This is a genomic window from Paenibacillus sp. 01T431 (assembly GCF_056398625.1).
On sequence record NZ_JBFTPT010000010.1, the window covers coordinates 288,056 to 311,211 of the forward strand.

Consider the following 23,156-nt stretch of genomic DNA (forward strand, 5'->3'; position numbering starts at 1 on the left):
TTTGTTTGTAGACGTTTTCATAACTAGTCGTGTTATAAATATTAGGAGGGTTACGATGAAAAAGAGATTATCGATGATGTTATTGGGGTTAGCAGTATTCGCATCGGCTTGTTCCGGGGGCAATAATGGTGGGAATTCAAATGCTGGCGGCGCGACAAACGCGACTAATGCTCCAAAAGAGCCAGCAGCAGAGCAAGTAACACTGAAGCTAAGCACGTGGCAAACGGACGGCAAGGCGAAGTGGACGGAGGTTATTTCGGCTTTTGAAGAAAAACATCCGAATATTAAGGTAGAACTTGACCTCTTGAATGAAAAAGGTGATTCCATTGCTTCCATGCAAAAGCTGGATCTAATGGCTGCATCCAATGATCAGCTTGATATTATCGAATTGCCTTACACGAACTATTCACAGCGCGCCGATATTGGATTGCTCGAGCCTTTGGATAGCTATATCGAAAAGGATGGCTATAAATACGAAGACGAGTACCTTGTAGACACGAAGGTAAACGATAAAATTTACGCTTTGCCTTCCTCCATGCAGCGTTGGTTCGTGCTACTAAATAAAGAAATGCTCGACGAGGCTGGATTGCCTGTTCCAACGGACTGGACTTGGAAAGAGTTTATGGAATATGCGCAAAAACTAACGAAGGGCGAAGGAACAACGAAACGTTATGGAGCTTATTTGCATAACTGGCCGGATTACTTCCAGCTGCAAATGATGAGCAAGCCTTCGGAAAATACATTCCTGAAAGCGGACGGCACATCCAATGCGACGGACCCTGTGCTTAAAGCTAACTTGGAAATGATGAAAAAAATGATGTACGAAGACAAGAGCGCTAATATGTACGAGGATATTATTTCGCAAAAGCTTGCTTACCGTAACCAATATTTCAACGGTCTAGCTGCAATGCTGCCGATGGGTGACTGGATGGTAGCTGAGTCCGGAGGTACGGATGCCATTCCAGCTAATTTCGTAACTGCATTCGCACCGCTTCCGAAATTGGATGGCGAAAGCAAACATTATTCCCCAGTACAACCGACTTATATGGGAGTTGCGGCGAAATCGAAAAATAAAGAAGCGGCTTATACCTTTGTAAGATGGTATACCTCTGAAGGTCTTGCTGTCAGCGGCCGTGTATTCTCCGGCTGGGCGAAGTCTGATTCCAGCAAGCTTATCGATACCATTGTGGCGGCTGCAAAAGATCCTTCAAAAATCGATGTAGAGTCATTGAAATACACGATGAGCACTACGGTTCCAGGAAATGCGCCAGTACCTGCCAAATATGCAGATGAAGCGAAAAATACAGTTATTCCAGAAGCGGAATTGTATATCTTAGGCAAACAAGACGTGGATACAACGATTGCGAACATTGATAAAAATATCGCAGAGGTTGTTAAGAATAACGGAAATTAATGACGAGTTTTATTGAAATTGATCTTTCGTATTAAAGGGCTTACAATGTTTTGGGACAGAAAGAGCATCAAATTCTGTCCCTATTCTATTCAGATATGAGGCCTGCACTTGTGTTAATTCGACAAGATTCATTACGGATGAAATTAGTTTGGTCAGCGTTGATTTGTTTTGTCATTCCGCTTGCTGTTATTTACCTCGTCACCAACTATTTAACAAAAGATATTATTTTGGACAAAGTGGTCATGAATGCGGAAGATTCGCTCAAGGTTGCTAAATCAGAAATTAACAGCGTGTTTGAGCAGACATTGAATTTATCGAATTTTGTGTTAATGAACGCTGAAATACGTCAAATGCTAATGGTCAACAAAGCTGAGTTAACGCTGCAGGAGCAAAAGCAGGAATATGCGGTTAATTTCAGTAAGCTGTCACGAATTTTGGATGATCTTTTTATTCAAAAAAATGATTTTCAAGTTACGATTTTAGGGGTGAAGGAACCCTTTTATACAAACTATTCACACAGTGATTTGAACCCGAGATTGTGGTATGAGAGAAAATGGTTTCATCAATTAAATGAGCTGCCGATATTTTCTACCTATTGGCTTGGCGAACAAATTCAAACAGATAAGATGACGACGAATTACGTAACGATGGGAAGACCGATCAAGAAGACGGCAAGTATTCCAATTGGCTATATGATCGTTAATATAAATGAGCGCTTAATACGCCCCTATCTTACAACAAACGAAAATCAGGAAATGTTTTTGTTAGACTCAAGTGGCGTCGTGATCTCGCAAGCGAACCCATCCAAAATAGGTGAAAAGCTGCTTTGGTGGAAGCCGGAGGGAATGGGTCGTACGATCGAAATCGAAAGAAAAAAATATGTTTATGTCGAGCAAAAATTAGAGAGCAACGATTGGCGGGTCGTTAGCCTTATTCCAATGTCCGCGGCCATTGATAAAAACAAACAGGTGCTGTTCGTTAGCTTCATCGTTCAAGCCTTGTTCTTCTCGTTATTTTTTGTGCTGTTGACGATCCGAATATCTGCATTAACGAAGCCTATTCGTGATTTAAGCGTGTTTGTTACGAAAATTGGACGTGGTCAGCTCGACGAGCGCAATAATATACGCGGGCATAACGAAGTCGGTCATTTAGCGAAAACGATAGATTTTATGCTGGATCGCATTCAAGAGATGTTCGAGCAAATTACATTAGAACAGGCGAAAAAACGAAAAGCGGAGCTTGAAATGCTTCAGGCTCAAATTAATCCGCATTTTATGTTTAATCTGCTCAATTCGATAAGGCTCAATATATTGATTCAAGGGGATCAGGAGAATGCGGAGTTAATCAAATCGCTTTCCTCTTTATTGCGAATGACGATTAATCGGGATAATGAGTTTATTCCTTTGGAGGAAGAGGGAGACACCGTGCTCCATTATGTGAAGCTTATGAATTTCCGACATGCCAATCAAGTAAGAGTCGCTTATAACTTTGAGGCTGGCTGCGAGCAAGCATTGGTTCCGCGATTCATGATTCAACCGTTAATAGAGAATGCGATCATTCATGGATTCGAACAATTTGACGGTGAAATATTTATCGATGCGAACAAAGAGCATGACGATGGACGTGAGCTGCTTCGAATTGTGGTGCGAGATAACGGAATTGGAATGACTAAAGATAAGCTGAAAGAGCTTCAAGCGAAAAGTGAGGATATACGCGACCCGCAGGAAAGCGAAAATAAAAGCTTTTCGGGCATCGGCGTAAAAAATGTGTTTCAGAGGCTGCGGCTCGTTTATGGAGAGTATGTCAAAACCACAATTGAAAGCGAGTCAGGTGTCGGAACGAAGATAACATTAATATTCCCATTCGAGTGTAAGAGAGCAGGTGCGCAGCATGTTGACGGCAATTCTAGTGGATGATGATTATCCGGTAGTACGTTATCTCTCTCAAACTGTTTTGTGGCATGAACTTGATATCCATTTGATCGGCTGTTATTCAAACGGTCTCGAGGCTTGGGAGGCAGCATGCCAGAGTCCGCCCGATATTATACTAACCGATATTGGCATGCCAAAAATGAGCGGGCTTGAGATGCTTGAGAAGTTTTGTGAAATTAATCCAAAAGGCAGAGCCGTTGTTCTGTCCTGCCACAATGAATTTAAATATGCACAGCAAGCGCTGAAATTGAATGTGAAAGATTATATTTTGAAAGAAAGCTTGGATGTCGAGCAATTACAAGCCATATTGAAAAATATCGTGACCGATTTGCAATTAGAGAACAAAAAAGCGACGGATATGGTTTTGTACAAGCAAAAGAATCAATCCGCGTTTAAAGAAAAGTTTTTGAAAGACACCTTGTTTCAATCCTATTGGACAAAGGAAGCATGGTTGGAGCAAGCTCGGACGAACGGTATTTCACTCGATGCCAAAAGCTATATTCCACTAGTCGTTATTATTGATCGCATGTCGACCGTTGCAAGCAACAGGAAGTTGAATGATTATACGATTGCGTTCTCCGTTGAAAACGTCTTGCACGACTTATTGGATGCTTCACGTTGGGTGACCTTTCGTTATAGCAATAAGCAGTTAGTTATTTTGTACGGCAGCAATGATCCAGCCAAAGAGCAGCAAGAGATTTATTATGCGATGCAGGAAGCTATTGCCGTGATCTACAAGTATTTAAAAATATCTGTTTCCTGTATACAAGGAAGAGAAACGAGAGGGCCAAAAGAAATGCAAGGGGTCCTGCTTCCGATGCTGAAAGAGCCGGAGCATTGCTTTTATCTCAAAGAATCGGCAGTACACAATTTCGGAGTGGTGTCATTCTCCAAAGATGATATGTATACGGAGTATTCTCAATTGTTTGCGAGCATCAATCAAAGCATCGCTTTAAATGAACCAGACGAGCTGCGGAAAACGATTGTGGAGTGGACGCATGAGGTTCGAGCAAGAAGGTTTCATCCGAGCAACGTAAAGGAATTAGTGCTGCAGCTGCTTATGGACCTGCAAATGAAAACAAAAGTTACACTGCAGTATCACCCATTCTTATCGGAAGAGAAGCTGTACGATGCGGTGAATGCGATTGAAACATTAGATCATTTGGAAGAATGGATGATCCAGCATTTGAATGAGCTATCCAGAAGGTTAAGTATATATGCGATTAGCTCTAAACGTACGGAAGTGATCAAGGCACAGCAATTTGTTGTATCGCATGTAACGGAGAAAATGACGCTGGAGGATATGGCTAACCATTTGAACTTGAATTCCAGTTATTTTAGCCGCTTGTTTAAAAAAGAGACAAATCAAAATTTCATCGAATACGTCAATATGGTCAAGCTTCAGAAAGCGAAGGAGCTTCTCCAGCAATCCAGCAAAAGTGTTGAAGAGATTTCCGATTATTTGGGTTATGCCAACAAAAGTTATTTCATTAAGTTGTTCAAACGTGAGATGGGCATGAGACCTAGCGAATATTCGGTTTGGAGCAAAGGTCATTTTGAGTGAAACGGAGAGAGCTTTCATGGCAGCAACGAGAGTTTTAGATCAGGTGAGATTACAATCGAAAACAGATTTGCAGCAAGCGGTTAACGAGGCCTTTGAACCGTTGAAGGAGCGATTCACTCCCGGGTACGCTGGTTTGGATCTCGGTGCGACAGGAGCGATTCATAGTGAGGCTATTGCCTTGATGGAAGCTTTTGCGCGTCCATTATGGGGACTGGTTCCGCATGCCTGCGGCGGGGGAGAATCAGATCTGTGGCCGATGTATGTACAGGGCATCATTCACGGAACCGATCCGGATCATGAGGAGTATTGGGGTCATTTCGGAACGAAAGATCAGAGAATGGTAGAGCAATCTATTCTTGGCTTAGGACTCGCGCTTGCTCCCCATAAAATATGGGAACCGCTAACTGACAAGCAAAAAGACAATGTATACCGCTGGCTTAATCAAATAAATCTCGTTGATCGATCCAATCCGAATAACTGGCTGATGTTTACGGTACTAGTGAATGTGGGCTTCCAAAAAGTAGGTTTGCCGCACGATCAAGACATAATGGACAACTACCTGGACACTATTGATTCCTATTACTTAAGCGACGGCTGGTATTCGGATGGGAAGACGGATCAGCGGGACTATTATATTCCGTTCGCCATGCATTATTATGGACTCCTCTATGCCAAGCTGATGGAGCACGAGGATGCGGAGCGGGCTGCGCGTTACCGTGAGCGCGCAAGCCTATTCGCTCAGGATTTCATACATTGGTTTGCTGAGGATGGAAGCAGCATCCCATTCGGGCGCAGCCTCACGTATCGTTTTGCACAAGTTTCTTTCTGGAGTGCGTTAGTATTTGCGGATGTGCTGCCTTTCTCCATGGGAGTGATGAAAGGCATTATTATGCGCCATTTGCGTTGGTGGTTCTCACAGCCGATCTTTACGCCTGATGGCTTGCTAAGTATCGGATATGCTTATCCGAATTTACTGATGGGCGAAGGCTATAATGCGCCAGGATCTCCTTATTGGTCGTATAAAGCATTTCTTATTTTAGCTTTGCCGGATGAGCATCCCTTCTGGCAGGCAGAGGAAGAGGCATTGCCTGAGCTTAAGCCGCTTGTCGCTCAGCCGCATGCACGTATGACCATTAGCCGTCCGGAAGGCCATAAGCATGTCATTGCCTATGGATCAGGTCAAATGGCTAACTTCGATATGTCGCATAGCGCGGCAAAATATTCGAAATTTGCCTACTCGACTTTATTCGGCTTCAGCGTGCCAAAAGGTTACTACGGGCTTACGCAGGGGGCATATGATTCGACACTTGCGCTAAGTGAATGCGATGAGCATTATCGTGTTCGGCGATTTTGTGAGGAGTTTCGAATTCAGGAGAAATCGGTCTACTCCCGCTGGCTGCCATGGGCAAATGTGGAGGTACAGACATGGATTATACCGGCGGGCTTGTGGCATGTTCGTGTACATCGAATCAAGGCGGAGCGCGAGCTTGATGTCGCCGAGGGCGGATTTGCGGTTCAGACGTTGGCAGGTGACGCAAAGGATCAAGCAGTTGTCCTAACGGCAACCGGAGGCGTGCTTGCAAAAATGCCAGACGGAATGAGTGGAATGATTAACATTTCCGGCTTCGAGCAAGCGATAATGGTTTATCCAGAGGCGAATACGAATGTGCTTAAGCCTCGAACGATGATACCGACGTTAACCGCTCGTTTGACACAAGGTGAGCATATACTCATATCCGCTGTCTTTGGTGTGACAAACAGCAAAGAGAACGAGCTGGAGTGGTTAAACCCTCCTAGTGTTGAGCGGGACAGCTCGGGGAAAATGATAATCGGAAATATACTTCATAATGACATTCTTCTGGGGTGATAAATAGTGATGTGGCAAACAGCAATTGACGATGCGATAGTTAAAGTGAAGCAAAATATAGGTAAACATCCAGGCAAGCTGCCGCATATTTCGGAGGGGCAGCGTTATGAGTGGGGAGAGAATGATGACTGGATCGAAGGCTTTTATATTGGCATGATGTGGCTTGCCTATGAATCTAGTGAAGATGTTTACTATAAGGAAGCAGCGGAGTCCTTTTTGCCGAACTTTAAAGACCGGCTTGATCGCCATGTGGCGCTCGATCATCATGATATTGGTTTCCTATATTCGTTGTCAGCCGTTGCACAGTGGCGAGTGACAGGAAGCGAAGAGGCCCGGATGGTGGCGCTTGAAGCTGCAGAAAGGCTCTATTCACGCTGGCGGCCGAGGATAGGGATCATTCAAGCCTGGGGCAAAGAGGATGACCCGGAAAACGGGGGACGAATGATCATTGATTGTTTAATGAATCTTCCACTGTTGTTCTGGGCTTACGAACAGACCGGCGAACAAAAATATTATGATATTGCCTATAAACATGCTTGTGCCAGTCAAAAATTTCTGGTTCGTGGCGACCGATCATCGTATCATACGTTTTACTTCGATCCTAAGACGGGTCATGCGCTTCGAGGCGGGACTCATCAAGGTTATGAGGATGGCTCGACTTGGACAAGAGGGCAAGCCTGGGGCATTTATGGATTTGCACTCGCATATCGCTATACAAAGGATGCCGCTTTTTTGGAGACGTCCAAACGGCTGGCTCATTACTTTATTGAGCATTTGCCCGAGGATCATGTCGCTTATTGGGATTTTGATGTACCGATGGAATGGGATACGCCTCGTGACAGCTCAGCATCGGCAATTGCCGTTTGCGGCATGTTGGAGCTGATGGAGCTGCTTGCTGAAGGGGATGCCGATCTTGCTATATTTGAGAAGGCCATTCATAGCAGCATGAATTCATTAGTTCAGCGTTATGCAACAACAGATCTTCCGAATGCGGAGGGGCTGCTGAAGCACGGCTCTTATCATGTGCGAGGCGATCGTGCGCCGGATGATTATATGATTTGGGGCGATTATTATTATTTAGAAGCGTTAATTCGCATGAACAAAGGCATTAAAGGGTATTGGTAGCCTATGTAGAAGCTTAGAAACAAGCTTAGCTGAATGATCTTGTCCACCCCTATAGAAGAGGCTGTCACTTTAGGTTCATAACCTTTAGCGGCAGTCTCTTTTCTGTGTAGGGAGTCAAGATTCATCTGCATCGCTAGTTTGGCAAAGCGGTTTAGCTGCATTTTTAGCAATAGGTAAAAATTATACGATATCAGTCAAATCTGTTCATTATAGCGAAGTTTGGTTTCTGTCTATAATAGTACAAAGTTTAATTGTAAGTGCTTACATAGAGAGAGGAGGCAAGGACAACGTGAAAGGGAAAAAGCTGTTATTCGTCGTATGCAGCATGCTTATTGTGCTTATTGCAGGAGCATTATCGCTGGGTAACATGCCTGCTCTAAACCCTGCGGATAAGACTGCGTTTACTATCGATAATTACGATGTTTCGGAAAGTGAATTTCAAGCATTTTTACAAAGCAACAAGGCTTTAACGACAAGTTATTTCAAGCGAACCTACAATGCCGATTATGACAAGGATTTTTGGGCAGCATCGTTCAACGGTGAAAACCCGCTGGAGTATGCGAAGCAAAAAGCTATGGATGAGCTTGTGAAGGTGAAAATGGAGCAAATCATTTTGAAGGAGAATGGTGTCCTCCGTGACATTTCTTACGAAGCGTTCTTGAAGAGCTATGATCAAGAAAATAAGGATAGAGCAAAAAAAGCAGCTAACAATCAGCCTATTTACGGCCCCAAGAAGTATGGGAAAGCAGAGTACTACTCCTATTATCAAAGCATGAACGTTCAGAAGCTCATCGATAAATGGACGAAGGAAGCGCAAAGTTCGCTGCCCGACCAAGAGCTTAAACTTTATTATGACAAGGTGAAGCAGCAGTATTTTCACAAAGGGTATGAATTCGATTACGAGAAAATTTCCTTGGATAGCAAAGCGGGTATGAAGGAGGAGCTGACACTTAATCTGGCGGAAACCTCCAAAGAGGATACACTATCGCAAAATCTTTACACCCTATTTCTTGGCCTCTCGGAAGGTGAGTATAGCGATATCGATCAATCAGGCGAAGGAATGTATAGGTATAGGCTTCTAGCAAAGCGAGATAAAGGCATGGAAAAGTATGAGGATGTTAAAAACGCCGTCATTCAACTGCATGTGCAGGAGCGGCTAGAAGAAGAAGTGAGCAAGCGATTGAAACAGTCGACGATTGAATTTAATAAGGAGGTGTTTCCTAAAATAACGTTCATGTCGTAAGTCTATCAAAAATAATAGGAGGATGATTTTTTTGAAGCATTATATGCAGCAAAAGCTTGTATCCATGGTTCTATTAGTCTCACTCTTAACGACAATAGCGATTCCCGCTGTTTCAGCACAGGAAACGGGCGTACCGCTGGAGGACTCGCAGCCGCTTGCTATAGCTGAGCAGTCGGTAACAGGCTCGACATATTATGTCAGCAATGAGGGCAATGACGATAATGATGGCAAATCGGAAGATAAAGCTTGGGCATCGTTAGAGAAGGTTAATAGCGTAGGCTGGAAGCCTGGCGATCGCATTTTATTCAAGGCTGGCGATGTATGGAATGGCTCATTGAAGCTAAGAGGAATATCAGGCACCAAAGAAGCACCGATCATCTTCGATAAATATGGCAGTGATGATCCTTCTGTAAGACCGATCATTAACGGCAATGGAACAACAACGACTGAGAAATCAGATATTATTCAAAATTATACTGGCGTGAAGGATAAAACATTATCCGCTACGATCGACGTTGTGGACGGCAGCTACCTGCAGTTTCACAACTTTGAATTAACGAATAAAAACCCTGACGTTGTCTCGCAGCGGGCAGGCATTAACATTAGAACAGCTTCAACCAATGTAACGGAATGGGAAGCTAACCCGCACCGAGGAATCGTAGTTAAGAACAACTATATCCACGATGTCGATGGCAACCCTACGGGCTGGAAGGTAGGCAGCGGCGGCATTCTGATCCTTGGCAATATTGAGGATGTGCTCGTTGAAGGAAATACGGTGGAGCGGGTCGATATTGAAGGCATTCGAAATGCGGGTCTTTACCGAGAAGGCGATACGAAAGCCAATTTCCCGAGAGTTCTGCGAAATGTAGTGTTCAATAACAACTATGTTGCCGATGTGCAGGGTGACGGCTTCGTTATGAGCAACGTGGGCAGCAACGGCAGAATGGAATACAATACGGTCGTCAGGCATTCGGCGAAAAATGTAGGCAACGTCAATTATGCCGGCCTATGGGTCATTGGCGTTAAGGATATGGTCATTCAATACAATGAAGTGTATGGCGGTATTTATGGCTATAATGATGGGCAGGCCTTTGACGTAGATATGTTTTGCGAAGGAACTCTCTATCAATATAACTACAGCCACAGCAACCGTGGTGGATTCATATTATTTATGAGCGGCTCAACAAACTCTCTCGTTCGCTATAATATTAGTGTAAATGATGGAGATGGTCGATATATATTCCATTATCTTCCTACTACACTTGGAGATGCTCCATTAATTCATAACAATACTTTCTTTACCGATGCGCAGGTGCAGACGAAGCTGATCAGCGATCCTGGAAAATACTTAAGAATGTACAATAATATCTTTTACTCCAAGGCTAATACAACGATTGGACAAGACCGCTTTGCTGGCGGCGAAGTGAAAAATAATATTTTTTATCCGGGCAGCGAGTACAAGGATTTGAAGCTGACTGGATTATCATTGGATCAAAACTTGTTTGCAAGTCCGCAATTCGCAAGAGCGGGTGAAGAGCCCAAAGATATCATTAATGCTAGCCAAAGCACATTTGATGTAGAGATATTGAACGGATACAAATTGCTGCCAGGCTCACCGGCAATCGATGCAGGGATGGATATGACAGCATTGACGCCATCGGTATGGGCACCTGCAACAAAAGACTTCTTTAATAATGCGATCACATCTGCTGCTAAAGTGGATATTGGAGCGCATGAATATTCGAATGATGCGCCAAGCGAGCAGGCACCAGAGGTAATGCCGCAAACGATTGTCATTGACAAGCCTGTGCTGGAGCTTCATGCAAAGCATAGAGGCGAGAAGATGACGGCTACGGTTGGTCCAGACAACGCATGGTTTAAAGGAATCAAATGGTCGAGCAGCAATCCTGCAGTGGCCGCCATTAATGCGCAAGGTTTTGTATCCCCGCTGCTTGAGGGCGAAACGATCATTACAGCTGAAAGCACTATTAATCCGAATGTGAAAGCTGAAGCGCGAGTCATTGTTCATGCGCCTTCAAAGGTTGTATCCTACCTTGTTGCTTCAGACGAAACGGAGTTATCGGAGGAGAAGACTACGCTGCAGCTAAGAATTGACGGCGTGACAGAGGATCAAAATGCGATTGAATATGCGGATTATCATCAAGTAGAATATGCAACGAATAATGAGAATGTCGTTGTAGACTCGTTGACAGGCAAGCTTGAGGTGATCGGCGATCTAACAGGTGTCACTGAGGTTGAGGTTTCTGCTAAGGTGCAGGAATACAAGGACTTGGTCTACTCGGAAAGCTTCGAGAACGGCTGGAATGACTTCTTGCCAGAGACCGGTACGAGTATTACGACGGGCAGCATTTCGGATAAGGTCGCTTATCATGGCGATCAAAGTGCGCTATTTGTTGTTGGAAACGGCAGCAATGCCATTCAAAAGGTGTTTGGCGGCAAGCAGCAGGGCGTCGTATCGATGATGCTTTATGATGACGGCTCCGAAAGCTCGAAGACGCGGGTTGTCGCGCATGTCGGAAATGCAAGAAGCAGCCTGCTTGCTGGCATGGGCTTATTGTATGACGGCGGCACTTATGGATCGCTGGAGTATTATTCAGTAAGGGCAAGCGGATCTTCAACCGCATGGGAAGCCACTCCGGTGAAACGAAGCGTCGGATGGCATGAACTGAAGTGGGATTACACATCAGGTACAGATTTAAAGATGTATATCGATGGGCAATTGGTGAAAACAACGACAGCGATTGCAAGCTTCGACAGAATCGTACTCGGTTATTTATGGGATAGTGCAAATGGACGTACATTTGCTTTCGACAATATTAAATATTCTTCGACTGGCGAATTAGTTTCATTGCCGACAAAAGCGCTGACTCTTTCCGTAAAACAACCAGAGCCAGAGGCGCCAGCGTGGGAAAACGCAGTAGTGACGGCTTCGAATGTAACGCAAACGGGAGTAACCTTAAACTGGACACCGGCTGTCGATGCGCCAAGTATTGCAGAATATGCCATTTACAAGGATGGCGTCAAACTGGCGAGCGTTGCAGGCAGTGTGTATAGCTACCAAGCCAGCGGACTATCTGCGGATACGTCTTACACGTTCAAAATTGAAGCGGGCAACGCAGGCGGCAAGTGGAGTGAGGATGGTCCAAGTGTTGTCGTGAAAACAAATGTGGATACACCATCGCCTGGTGGTACACCTGAAGGCGGAACAACCAATCCTGATCCGGTGAATCCAGGTGGAAAAGATCCTGAGAAACCGACAACGGACATTGTACTAACGGACATTGAAGGACACTGGGCATCGGATGCCATTCAGCAAGCGGTTGAGCTTAAATTCATTAATGGCTATACGGACAATTCCTTCCGTCCAAATGCAAGCGTAACGCGCGGAGAGTTTGCTGCAATGCTGGCAAGAGCTCTGCATCTAGAAGAACAAAGCGATGCTGATTTTGCAGATATCGACATGATTCCTGCATGGGCAAGACCTTATATTGCGAGTGTAGTGAACGCAGGTATCGCAAGCGGGTTCGAGGATAATACGTATCGTCCGGCTCAAGCAATTACGCGCGCAGAGGTGGCAGCTATGATCGTACGTGCGAAGAAGCTGCCTCTAGAGAACAATGCCGAGCTAACGTTTAAAGACGCTGATCAAATCCCAAATTGGGCAAAACCTTATGTGGCAGCAGCATATAAAGCGGGTCTACTTCAAGGTAGGGATGGCGGCATATTCGCTCCTGCGGATCAGGCAACAAGGGCAGAAGCGGTGACTTTAATTTTAGCATTGCTGAATAGCAAGTAGCTCGTTAGGGATCGGGAAGAGTGAAATACTTCCCGATTCCTTTTTTAGTTATTTTATTATTTCATCATGAGCGTAGGCTCATTCACAACCGTCAAAATGCTGTTATAGATCTTGGTAGAGATGGACAATTTATAGATGAGGGCTTATTAGTAAAATGCCGGCTCTAAGCTAAAGATTCATTTTTTTTAGTAAATCGTGACAAACTTGTTACGAATGAAGATTCGGACTTGCGCCTTGAGCCACAAAAAGCTAACATATAGTAAAATAGGTTACGTGCGAAAAAAAGGAGGTCCCTTCATGTTTTTGGCAGAAGCAGCAGCTCAAACAGCAAGTAAAATTGGAACTTTCGATTGGTTTATGTTGGCCTTTACCGTATTGATCGCAATCGGACTGGTTCGACTACTGACCGCTCGTCCGAAGAAAAACATTTTTGCAATCGGTTTTACAACCGTTTCACTCGCATTGTTTTTGTTGATTGATTTCATTATGATCACAAAGGTTTGGATGGCGTAACAGCATACATAGAAAAAAGGTCTGCCGGACAAGTCCGGCAGACCTTTTTCTTTGTTGCTAGAAATTAAACCCACCACATCTCGCCAAGCGGCTCGCGGATAAGAATTTGTTGAAGATTTTGAACAGCTTTTGTGAAGCCTTCATCAACGGACATTAAGCCGTCTTCATGCTCGATGCTCACAACATAGTCGTAGCCGACTAGACGAAGCGCGCTAAGGATGTCTGCCCATGTTTTGAGGTCATGGCCATAACCAACTGTACGGAACTGCCAAGCACGGTCAAGCATAAGGGCATACGATTGCATGTCCGTTACGCCGTGGTGATTTACGTTAATCGGATCGATTGTCGTATCCTTAGCATGGAAGTGATGGATAGCTCCAGCGCGTCCAAGGATATGTACCGCTTGAACAGGGTCAATTCCTTGCCACCACATGTGGCTTGGATCTAGGTTGGCGCCGATTGCATTGCCAGCCGCTTCGCGAAGGCGAAGCATAGTAGCCGGGCTGTGAACGGAGAAACCGCCATGCAGCTCAAGGCCCATCTTCACACCGCTAGCTGTAGCAAGCTTGCCGATCTCAGACCAATATGGAATAACTTTTGCTTCCCATTGCCAGTTCAAAATTTCTTGGAAATCGTTTGGCCAAGGAGCAACCGGCCAGTTCGGATATTTTGCATCCTCGTGATCGCCAGGGCAGCCAGAGAAAGTATTTACAACGGAAACTTCAAGACGGTTAGCAAGTTCAATCGTTTTACGAATAACTTCATCATGCTCAGACGAAATGGCTTTCTGAGGGTGCAATGGGTTACCGTGGCAGCTAAGTGCGCTGATCATCAAACCACGTGATTCTACCGCATGTTTAAACGCTTTCAGTTTTCCTTCATCCGCAAGCAAACCATCAAGGTCGCAGTGTGCGTTTCCAGGGTATCCGCCAGTTCCGATTTCAATGGCATCAAGTCCTTTGGATGCGATGTAGTCAAGTGCTTCCTCGAACGGCTTTTGTGCAAAAAGTACGCTAAATACTCCTAATTTCATTTATTCATTTACCTCCCGAATCCATCGATATGGATTGATTTAGTAGTCCCGTCTAGTATAACACTTCTATTCTCAGAACACATAACCGAAATCATATTTGACAAAATCGCATAATAACTAAACAAAACAAGCGCAGTACGAGGAATCGAGATTAATATTTAGTATTTTTTTGGGAGAACAATTCTATCGATTTTCATTGTTGTATATGGGAAATTATGCTATATTACAACGGATTACTACTATTTCATGCATCATAGTTTCTTCATTAAGAGATTGGTATGCATGAACAAAAATTAGGAGAGTGGCTTCATGAAAAGCAGCTTGCTACGTGTCTGCAGCTTCATTGTATTAGGAGCGATTGTTGCAGCAGGAACGGTATGGGGTGCTGGTGCAAGCAACACAGCTACACATACGCTAAATGCTGCGAAAATTAATGGCGAGGTTTATGTCAAAGCAAGCTCATTAACAAGCTCGCTAGGCGGAACGGGTACGTTTGATTCCAAGACAAACACGTATGCGTATACGCCAGTCGATATCCCATCGGTTGTAAAGAAGGTATCGCCTTCCGTCGTCGCGATTATCGGTAAGCCGAAGGATATCGGCTCAGCCGATCCAAGGTATGCATTGGCGCATGGAACCGGCGTTATTATTCGTACAGATGGCTGGATCGTGACGAATGCGCATGTTGTTGAGGATATGACCAATCTGGTTGTCGTTACAGCAGACGGAAAGAAATACGATGCAGAACGCACGCATCACGATGAGGCAAGTGATCTGGCATTAGTTAAGATTAAGGCATCGAAGCTCCCAATCGCGAAGCTTGCCCCGTCACCGCTTAAGGTTCAAGTAGGCGAGACGGTAGTAGCCATCGGCACACCTGTATCGTTCTCCCTTCGCAATACGGCAACAAGTGGTATCCTGAGCGGCATGAATCGGAGTGTTTCTTCGGCATACAACCTGCTCCAAACGGATGCATCGATAAATCCAGGCAACAGCGGTGGGCCGCTTGTTAACATGAAAGGCGAGGTCATCGGCATTAATTCTTTAAAGTTTGTAGAGGTAGGAGTCGATAATCTCGGATTCTCTATTCCTGCGGATACCGTGCAGTACGTAACGAGTCATTTTTTCAAATACGGACATGTGAAACGCGCCTCGCTTGGCCTTGGACTTGAGGAAAGCTGGTCTGCGCTTATCGGAATCCCGACCTCCGACCCGTTAACAGTCAAATCGGTGACATCGGCAGCCGCCAAAAAAGCAGGTATCCAAGCTGGCGATTTGCTTTATAAAGTTGCAGGCAAGCAAGTATCCGCAAAGGTGGAGCTTAATGAGCTGCTAAAAAGTTATTTGCCGGGTCAACAAGTGGAGGTAATGCTGCAGATCGACGGTGACCTTGTTACCCGCAAGCTGACATTAGTAGAAGGTTAGGCGGCAGAGTTAAATTAAGATCAAAGTTATTATTTAATTATAAGGGGATATAGATGATGAGATTAAATATGTTTAAAAGAATGTTAACCATGCTTTTGCCGGTTTTGCTTGTTTTAGCGATGTTGCCGGTAGCTGCATTCGCAGCAGAGGCAGACAATAAGGTTGAAGTACGCTTGAAGGCGGGCAGCAAAACGGTCAAAATTAATGGGAAAGCTACTACGGTAGAGGCTCCTTTTGTAAGCAACGGAACAACGATGGTTCCGCTAAAAGTCATTACAAATGCTTTTGGTGCAGGACTTAAATTGGAAAACGGCAATGTGATCACACTTACTTACAATGACCGCAAGATTGTTTTAACTTTTGGCAGCAAAACAGTAAAAGTGAACGGTGCAGCCAAAGCAGTAGCAGTTGCTCCAGTTGCAGTTAAAGGCTCAACAATGGTGCCGCTGCGCGTTATTGTAGAAGCTTTTGGCGCAAAAATTACAGCTGACAATGCGACTAAAGAAACCATTATTATTGGTGTGCGTGCACAATCGTCCGGTACGGGCGGCACTTCTATTGATTCCGAATTTGGTAAAACAAAAATTGGTGACAGCTACCATGGCTGGTCATTAAATTATCCAGCAGGCTTGATTCAAGTGGATCAAAGCGATAACGGCGAATTTATTACTTGGGCAGATACTGCCGATGATTCCAAGGTTGCTGCGCAAGTGAATGTGATTACGGAACGTGTAGGCGATGACAAGCTGTCTGTCGAAGAGCAGAGAGAGCTTATGATTTCCTATTATGATCAAGATGAGATTACAGTAGACAAACGCACGATCACTGTAGGCGGTTTAACCTTCGAGAAGGTGATAAGCTACGCTAAACAAACAAAAATGAACTACGAGTATCGCGGTATTCAAAAAGGCGATAAGTATTACATTGTTATTGTAGGCGCTAAGGGTGCGAATAAGTCAGTTTTGACTAGCTATGATACATTCTTGAATAGCTTTACTCCTTCTTTTAATACAGCAGATAAATCGCTTAAGGATGTTACGAAGGTAAAAGATGGCGTAATCACCTTCAAAGACGAGGATTATGGGCTAACGGTTAAGCTTCCAACGGATTGGAACAAAGATTATGAGAGCACGACACCATCGTTCCAAAACGATAAGGAACTTTTCTTCTTTTCTCTCACTTCATTAACAGCAGGCGTTACGATGGACAATTGGGCACAAAAGAGGGAAGCGAGAATTCGTGAGGATTTTGTTAACTCCAGTGTTCGCAATTTCGTTACAACACCGGTAACTTTGATTGATGGCAAGGCGGTAGCGCTAAGCTATGAGCTTTCGTTAGGTGAGGACGCATGGTTTACCTATAATGAGATTGCTTTATTTTCAGGAAATTACCGTTATTCATTAGTTTATATGTATCCTACCGCTAATAGCGCGAAGAGCAAGCTTACGTACAACCAAGTTTTGGCTTCGGTCGATATTGATACTGCTTTAATTGAGAAAACATTTGGCAATGTTGAGGAAAGTTATGATTTGGCTGATCGCAGCACAAAAACAACAAAACGCAGCTCTACGTATGGTTATTCAATTGAACTCCCAACCTACTGGTATGGTATTCAGAAAAACTTTAACGAAGATGATGTTTTGTATACGTTTAGTGCAGGCAGCTTAAATATTTTTGAGTCGGATACAGCAGCGGCGACCGTTGTAAATTCGCTTTTGCAATATGTGAATTCATCTGAAGGCAGCGCGCAGGGAAGTACGACGAAGCAATCCAATACGGTTACGATTAATGGAAAAACGGCACAGCATGTCGTTATCCATACATCCAAGCCACAAGATGATATTCCGTATACAGAAGAGTTTTATATTTTTGACTCTGCACAAGGAACTATGGTATTTAGCTTAAACTATTACGATGTGCGTGCTTCAGACAGCAACCTCAAAATCATTAACGAAGCAGTGCAATCGATTCGTTTTAATTAGTAGAAGGCCGGTTCCCTTATTGGGGAATCGGTCTTTTTTTCATTTAAATGAGGCGTCAACCGTGAATGCTTGCGCGATGCCAGTATTGTGTAGTGGTATAGATGTCCGTGGTTTGTTAAGATAGTGGAAGCAGGTTTCAAGAATGAGAGGGATTGATAGTTAATATGACAGATACAATAATGAGATCGGACATAGAGCTGCTGGCTCCGGCTGGCGATTGGGATTGCATGAGAGCGGCTGTTGCAAATGGCGCGGATGCGATATTTTTTGGCGTGGAGAAATTTAATGCCCGCGCACGCGCAAACAATTTCCRCAGTGAGGAACTGCCGGAAATTATGGCATTTTTGCATACGTACGGGGTAAAAGGTTTCCTCACATTTAATATTCTCGTATTCGAGGATGAGCTGAGAGACGCGCAGAAGTTAATCGAAATGTGTATCGATGCAGGCGTGGACGCGGTAATCGTACAGGATTTGGGACTAGTGAAGCTGATTCGTGAGCTGTCGCCAGACTTTCCAATTCACGGCTCTACACAAATGACGATCACATCGCCAGAGGCTGTCGAGTTTACGAAGCCGTTTGGTCTTGAGCGGGTCGTGTTAGGCCGCGAAAATAATTTGAAGCAAATTCGTACCATTGGCGAGCAAGCGAAGCTGCCAATGGAGGTATTCGTGCACGGTGCGCTATGCGTATCGTATTCGGGTCAGTGTCTCACGTCCGAGATGTGGGGCGGACGCTCGGCCAATCGCGGTGAATGCGCGCAGGCTTGCCGGCTGCCGTATGATTTGATGGTCGATGGCGAGGTACAGCCGATGGGAGACATTGCGTATTTGCTGTCTCCGAAGGATTTGGCGGCGATTGATATTGTGCCGGAGCTCATCCAAGCGGGCGTAACCTCGTTCAAAATTGAAGGACGTCTCAAAAGTCCGGAATATGTCGCGAATGTCGTGAGCAAGTATCGGCGCGCGATCGATAAATATTTTGACGGCGACTTGTCGAAGCCGTCTGTGGAGGATGTGCGTGAGCTGCAGCAAAGCTTCTCGCGCGGCTTCACGCATGGTTTCCTGTCGGGAACAAACAACAAGATGCTTGTTGAGGGTACGTTCCCGAAAAGCCGCGGTGTCTACCTCGGCCGAGTAGAGCGTATTATGCGCGATGCGGTTACGCTGAAGATCGAAGCGCCGCTTAAGCGCGGAGATGGCATTGTGTTTGACGCAGGCGACCCGACGAAAAAGGAAGAGGGCGGCCGCGTTTACGATATTCGTCGTCAAGGCGTGAAAATCGAGGGCGAAGCGCAGGAAGGCATATTGATCGAACTGGTTGCTGGACGCAATGATGTTGATTTGCGCAAGGTTCATGTAGGCGACCGTGTGTGGAAAACGAATGATCCGGCGCTGGACAGACGCCTCAGAGCTTCTTTTGAAACAGAAAAGCCATATCGTGTATTCCCGCTTCATGTTCGAGTGACGGGCGCGCTTGGTCAGCCAATGCGTACCTGGTGGACAGATGTGCAGAAGGGGACGACGGTTGAAGTCGCGTCAGAGATCGATTTGGAGCAGGCACAGAAGCGTCCGATGGATGCAGCGCTGCTTGAGGATCAACTGGGCCGTCTGGGCGGCACGGTTTATCAGCTTGAGAAGCTCGAGGTAGAGCTGCAAGGCGATTTGATCGTACCGATTCGTGAGCTGAACAGACTGCGCCGTGAAGCGGTAGAGCTGCTTGCAGGCGAGCGTCCGAAGCCGCCTGTCTATGTGAAGAATGCAATTTACGCAAGCGAGGACGCTGTTTTGGCTGATGTGGCGAAAAAAGATATTTTGGCTCCTCAGAGCGGAAAAGATGCAAACTTGATCGCGCTATGCCGTACCTTGGAGCAGGTGCAGGCAGCAGTCAAAACCGACGTTGCTTATGTATACGCTGATTTTGAATTTATTAAACAATTCCCTGCAGCGGTAGCCGCTGCCCGTGAAGCAGGCAAGCCGATTGCTCTGGCTACGCCGCGCATTCACATGCCTGGTGAAAATGGCTACCATGCGAATATATTGAAGCTGCAGCCCGATGCCGTACTTGTTCGGAACACTGGAGCGCTTTATTACTACTTGCGCGCTCGTGCAGCTAATCCGGACAAGCCATTTCCTAAGCTGATTGGCGATTTCTCACTGAACGTAGCCAATCATAAGGCAGTGAAGCTGTTTACCGAGGTTGGTCTTGATCTGATTACACCGTCGTATGATTTGAATATTCAGCAGATGGTTGATTTGCTGGAAAGCTCAGATACGTCGATGCTGGAAATGGTTATCCATCAGCATTTGCCGATGTTCCACACGGAGCATTGCGTATATTGCACCTTTATGAGTGAAGGAACTGACTTCACAAACTGCGGACGTCCTTGTGAGGAGAAGCGTGCTTCCCTGCAGGATCGTATTGGCATGGCGCATCCTGTTCGCGTAGACGAAGGCTGCCGCAACACTGTGTACAACGCAATCGAGCAATCGGGTGCTGAGTACATCCGCAATTTTGTAGGAATGGGCGTATCCAATTTCCGTGTCGAGTTTCTAGAAGAAACGCCGGAGAAAGTGCTTGAAGTGTTGTCTCTTTACCGTGATGCGCTTGATGGCCGTATTAGCGGCACGCAAGTATGGCGCAGCCTGAAAGCCATTAACCAGCTTGGCGTTACGCGTGGTCAACTGGTCAAATAAATCTAACGAAATTTCAAGCGATACCGTCTTCTCTGTGAATGGGAGGGCGGTATTTTTTTTGTTGTGAAATTTTAAAAAGGCAGATTTGCAACCTTTTGCGCTTCAAACCGCATCTTTACTTATAGAGAGAGCAGGTGAATGGATGAGTGCGGAGCAACAAGCGATTGAACGACTGAAAGGCGGTGACGGCTCCGCCCTGAAGTGGCTGATGGAGCAGTATGGCAACGATATTTTGCGGACAGCCGCCTTGCTGCTGAAGGATCATCACTTGGCAGAGGATGTGAGCCAGGAGGTATTTATAACCGCCTTTCAAAAAATAAAACAATACCGCGGCGATGGAAGCCTGCGCGGCTGGCTGCTGCAAATGACGATTAATCGCTGCCGCAGCAAGATGCGGCTCGCTTCATGGAAAAGGCTGCTGTTTCGAGCGGAAACAGGAGAAGAAATGAGCGTACATAACATGATGTTTAAATCGCCGACCGATGCGGGAGTTGAACAATGGCTGCTGGCCTCATCGCTTCGTGAATCCATTGAGGTTATGCCTTTCAAATATCGTGAGGTCATCGTTCTTTATTATTATCAAGAGCTGACCATTAAAGAAATCGCGCAGGTGCTCGGTGAGCCGGAAAGTACCATTAAGAGTAAGCTGCTGCGAGGACGGCGACAGCTTAGGCAGCAATTAGAGGAAGGAGACTGGCAGGATGAAACAAGAGCATGATACAAAAAGCATTCGTGAAAATTTGGATATAGAGCTGGCGGGTGTTCAGTTCACTGAACAGCTTCAAAAGACTGTTTTAGACCGAGCATGCCCTCCTTCATTTTGGAATCGGGAGCTGCGTATACCTGGGATTGCTGTCGTTTTAGTCCTATGCATGTGTATCGCTGTACCCGTAATCGGCTGGCAGCGTTTAACGTCAACTGTTTATTCTCCGCAAACGATGGATGCCAAGCCCCAGCCTGAAAGCAGCGATCGGTTAATTATGATTGCAGGCGGCGTTTATTATGAATCAGAGCTGCTTGAAGGGTGGCCGAAGGAAAAATGATACGAATGAAAGTGAAAACGATGGCAATGCTGCTCGCTTTTCTTATGATTGCAGCGGGAGCTTGTTATTTTCTAATTCCCTTTTTCCTTTTTCATACGGAGAAATACGATGTTTTGTGGAAGTGGTTTCCTAGAACCGAGAGCGCGGAATCTGCACTTTTATTAGCGTCTGAGGCGTCCGAGCTGGTTACGGATTCGAACGGCGACGATCATATATTTATTTTCCCGAGCAGCAGCTCCTCCAGCGGAGGAGAACGAACGGCAGAGGAACGTATGCGCGAGATAAACCGGCTCGAAAATTTGGTGGAGCAATATTCAACGTCGTCATATATTTATGGGGTTAAATTTAATTTGGGCAAGCTTTATATGTGGAACAAGGAGTGGGATAAAGCAGAACGGCTTTTTGCAGAGCTTGACGCAAATGTGAATACCGGTACATTCCATGCGGATGAGGAGCTGCGAACCTATCTAGCGATTTTGAGTACAAGAACGGCGATACCTGATAAGCAGGCTGCTATAACAGGGAAAGTTAAGATTGGCGAAAAACCGGCTGCGAATGTGTTTGTTATATTGCACCGCAAGGATGCAAGCGGATGGAGCACGCCGCCTTATCTTCATTACCCGGTAGCCATTACAGATGAGCATGGTGTTTATCGTTTTTATGACGTGGATGCTAATGAGTATGAGGTTGGAGTCGGTGTCACTCCTGCTGAGGTAAATGGATATTACTTAACGCAGTCTGACCGAGAGTATGTGAGCGCTCTAGAAGGCAAAACAGAAACATACGATTTTCAATTTGTACCACAAGTAAGTGTTATATCACCAGTTAATAAAGAGCAGCTAACCGGGGATAAATTGTTATTCGAATGGAATGCCTATCCGGGTGCGGATTACTATACACTTTCGATAACGTCCATTTTCCGCATTAAAGATGGGAATACTGTTGGCGCTAATACGGTACAGCTTTCGGATGAGCGCTTTAAAGGAACAACAGCGGAGTACAGCTTGAAGGAATTGAGAGGAAATACGCTGGGATTTGGCAAAAGCATGGACTCGGGAGGAAATGTTGCTTTGTCTAATATCGGAGTGCTTGGCGCGGTTTATCCCGGGGGAGATTTCATATGGTCAGTTGATGCTTATGATGCGGGAGGGCGCAAAATATCGAGCTCTAGCGGCTATTACACAGCTCTAATCCAGAAAACCCCGTTTTTCACGATGCCAGAGGAAGGGATGCTTGCTGGAGACAGGCTGGTCATTAAAGGGGAATATGAGGAAGCCATCGCGTCTTACAAGTCAGAAGGGGATAACGATGACGCACTGCGTCCGCTAGCTAGACTGATTTATTATGGCATTACGAAGGCAGACGGCGATCCAGCGGAAGCCTTGACGTATTTAGAACGGGTAAGAGTTCCCAATGCTAGCGACAAGGATCTGATGAAGCAAATGAAAGAGAAGCTTGAAGGAGAGTAACTGTTTGACACGGATTTCTCGCTGACATAGCATA

At 45.4% G+C, this 23,156-nt stretch carries 15 protein-coding genes; 14 read left to right on the forward strand and 1 reads right to left on the reverse strand.

The window, feature by feature from the left end:
• Nucleotides 1-55 precede the first annotated feature (55 nt).
• From AC1DM9_RS19910 to AC1DM9_RS19945, 8 genes are all read left to right on the forward strand, one after another.
• Nucleotides 56-1,414 (forward strand): ABC transporter substrate-binding protein, encoded by a 1,359-nt coding sequence (locus AC1DM9_RS19910; protein WP_076266158.1) that lies wholly within the window; start codon nucleotides 56-58, stop codon nucleotides 1,412-1,414.
• A gap of 110 nt (nucleotides 1,415-1,524) precedes the next feature.
• Nucleotides 1,525-3,330, forward strand: a complete 1,806-nt coding sequence (locus AC1DM9_RS19915) for a cache domain-containing sensor histidine kinase (RefSeq protein WP_477581783.1) — start codon at nucleotides 1,525-1,527, stop codon at nucleotides 3,328-3,330.
• A complete protein-coding gene (locus tag AC1DM9_RS19920) occupies nucleotides 3,305-4,909 on the forward strand; it encodes a response regulator transcription factor (protein WP_441874815.1) in 1,605 nt (534 codons plus the stop codon). The genes AC1DM9_RS19915 and AC1DM9_RS19920 overlap by 26 nt, the downstream gene beginning before the upstream one ends.
• A 16-nt stretch (nucleotides 4,910-4,925) precedes the next feature.
• Nucleotides 4,926-6,776 carry a DUF2264 domain-containing protein gene (locus tag AC1DM9_RS19925; protein ID WP_477550696.1) on the forward strand — a complete coding sequence of 617 codons (1,851 nt, stop codon included), beginning with the start codon at nucleotides 4,926-4,928 and terminating at the stop codon, nucleotides 6,774-6,776.
• 9 nt (nucleotides 6,777-6,785) lie between these two features.
• Entirely contained in the window at nucleotides 6,786-7,901 is a 1,116-nt protein-coding gene (locus AC1DM9_RS19930; protein WP_477550711.1) for a glycoside hydrolase family 88 protein, read from the forward strand.
• A 289-nt stretch (nucleotides 7,902-8,190) separates the two neighbouring features.
• Complete coding sequence (locus AC1DM9_RS19935) at nucleotides 8,191-9,144, forward strand: hypothetical protein (RefSeq protein WP_477581785.1); 954 nt, start codon at nucleotides 8,191-8,193, stop codon at nucleotides 9,142-9,144.
• 31 nt (nucleotides 9,145-9,175) lie between these two features.
• A complete protein-coding gene (locus AC1DM9_RS19940; RefSeq protein WP_477581787.1) occupies nucleotides 9,176-12,961 on the forward strand; it encodes an S-layer homology domain-containing protein in 3,786 nt (1,261 codons plus the stop codon).
• A gap of 297 nt (nucleotides 12,962-13,258) precedes the next feature.
• A complete protein-coding gene (locus AC1DM9_RS19945) occupies nucleotides 13,259-13,474 on the forward strand; it encodes a hypothetical protein (protein WP_076266151.1) in 216 nt (71 codons plus the stop codon).
• A gap of 64 nt (nucleotides 13,475-13,538) precedes the next feature.
• On the opposite strand, the gene AC1DM9_RS19950 is transcribed toward AC1DM9_RS19945, so the two are convergent.
• The gene (locus AC1DM9_RS19950; protein ID WP_076266150.1) at nucleotides 13,539-14,507 is read right to left on the reverse strand and encodes a sugar phosphate isomerase/epimerase family protein; all 969 of its coding nucleotides are present in this window, start codon (nucleotides 14,505-14,507) and stop codon (nucleotides 13,539-13,541) included.
• A 309-nt stretch (nucleotides 14,508-14,816) separates the two neighbouring features.
• On the opposite strand from AC1DM9_RS19950, the gene AC1DM9_RS19955 reads away from it, so the two are divergent.
• From AC1DM9_RS19955 to AC1DM9_RS19980, 6 genes are all read left to right on the forward strand, one after another.
• Complete coding sequence (locus tag AC1DM9_RS19955; RefSeq protein WP_477511537.1) at nucleotides 14,817-15,932, forward strand: S1C family serine protease; 1,116 nt, start codon at nucleotides 14,817-14,819, stop codon at nucleotides 15,930-15,932.
• Nucleotides 15,933-16,012: 80 nt separating this feature from the next.
• Nucleotides 16,013-17,914 (forward strand): stalk domain-containing protein, encoded by a 1,902-nt coding sequence (locus tag AC1DM9_RS19960; protein ID WP_477581789.1) that lies wholly within the window; start codon nucleotides 16,013-16,015, stop codon nucleotides 17,912-17,914.
• A gap of 164 nt (nucleotides 17,915-18,078) precedes the next feature.
• Nucleotides 18,079-20,610, forward strand: a complete 2,532-nt coding sequence (locus AC1DM9_RS19965) for a U32 family peptidase (RefSeq protein WP_477581791.1) — start codon at nucleotides 18,079-18,081, stop codon at nucleotides 20,608-20,610.
• 142 nt (nucleotides 20,611-20,752) lie between these two features.
• On the forward strand, nucleotides 20,753-21,328 hold the full coding sequence (locus AC1DM9_RS19970) for an RNA polymerase sigma factor (protein WP_477550701.1): 576 nt from the start codon (nucleotides 20,753-20,755) through the stop codon (nucleotides 21,326-21,328).
• A complete protein-coding gene (locus tag AC1DM9_RS19975) occupies nucleotides 21,312-21,653 on the forward strand; it encodes a hypothetical protein (protein ID WP_477550702.1) in 342 nt (113 codons plus the stop codon). The genes AC1DM9_RS19970 and AC1DM9_RS19975 overlap by 17 nt, the downstream gene beginning before the upstream one ends.
• Complete coding sequence (locus tag AC1DM9_RS19980) at nucleotides 21,650-23,122, forward strand: hypothetical protein (RefSeq protein WP_477581793.1); 1,473 nt, start codon at nucleotides 21,650-21,652, stop codon at nucleotides 23,120-23,122. Before AC1DM9_RS19975 ends, AC1DM9_RS19980 begins: the two co-directional genes overlap by 4 nt.
• Nucleotides 23,123-23,156: the final 34 nt, after the last annotated feature.

Bases quoted from the DNA above. Each gene is read 5' to 3' on its own strand.
- AC1DM9_RS19960 (WP_477581789.1), top strand. From the start codon at position 16,013: ATGTTAACCATGCTTTTGCCGGTTTTGCTTGTTTTAGCGATGTTGCCG.
- AC1DM9_RS19975 (WP_477550702.1), top strand. From the start codon at position 21,312: ATGAAACAAGAGCATGATACAAAAAGCATTCGTGAAAATTTGGATATA.
- AC1DM9_RS19920 (WP_441874815.1), top strand. From the start codon at position 3,305: ATGTTGACGGCAATTCTAGTGGATGATGATTATCCGGTAGTACGTTAT.
- AC1DM9_RS19970 (WP_477550701.1), top strand. From the start codon at position 20,753: ATGAGTGCGGAGCAACAAGCGATTGAACGACTGAAAGGCGGTGACGGC.
- AC1DM9_RS19955 (WP_477511537.1), top strand. From the start codon at position 14,817: ATGAAAAGCAGCTTGCTACGTGTCTGCAGCTTCATTGTATTAGGAGCG.
- AC1DM9_RS19945 (WP_076266151.1), top strand. From the start codon at position 13,259: ATGTTTTTGGCAGAAGCAGCAGCTCAAACAGCAAGTAAAATTGGAACT.
- AC1DM9_RS19925 (WP_477550696.1), top strand. From the start codon at position 4,926: ATGGCAGCAACGAGAGTTTTAGATCAGGTGAGATTACAATCGAAAACA.
- AC1DM9_RS19930 (WP_477550711.1), top strand. From the start codon at position 6,786: ATGTGGCAAACAGCAATTGACGATGCGATAGTTAAAGTGAAGCAAAAT.
- AC1DM9_RS19980 (WP_477581793.1), top strand. From the start codon at position 21,650: ATGATACGAATGAAAGTGAAAACGATGGCAATGCTGCTCGCTTTTCTT.
- AC1DM9_RS19950 (WP_076266150.1), bottom strand. From the start codon at position 14,507: ATGAAATTAGGAGTATTTAGCGTACTTTTTGCACAAAAGCCGTTCGAG.
- AC1DM9_RS19910 (WP_076266158.1), top strand. From the start codon at position 56: ATGAAAAAGAGATTATCGATGATGTTATTGGGGTTAGCAGTATTCGCA.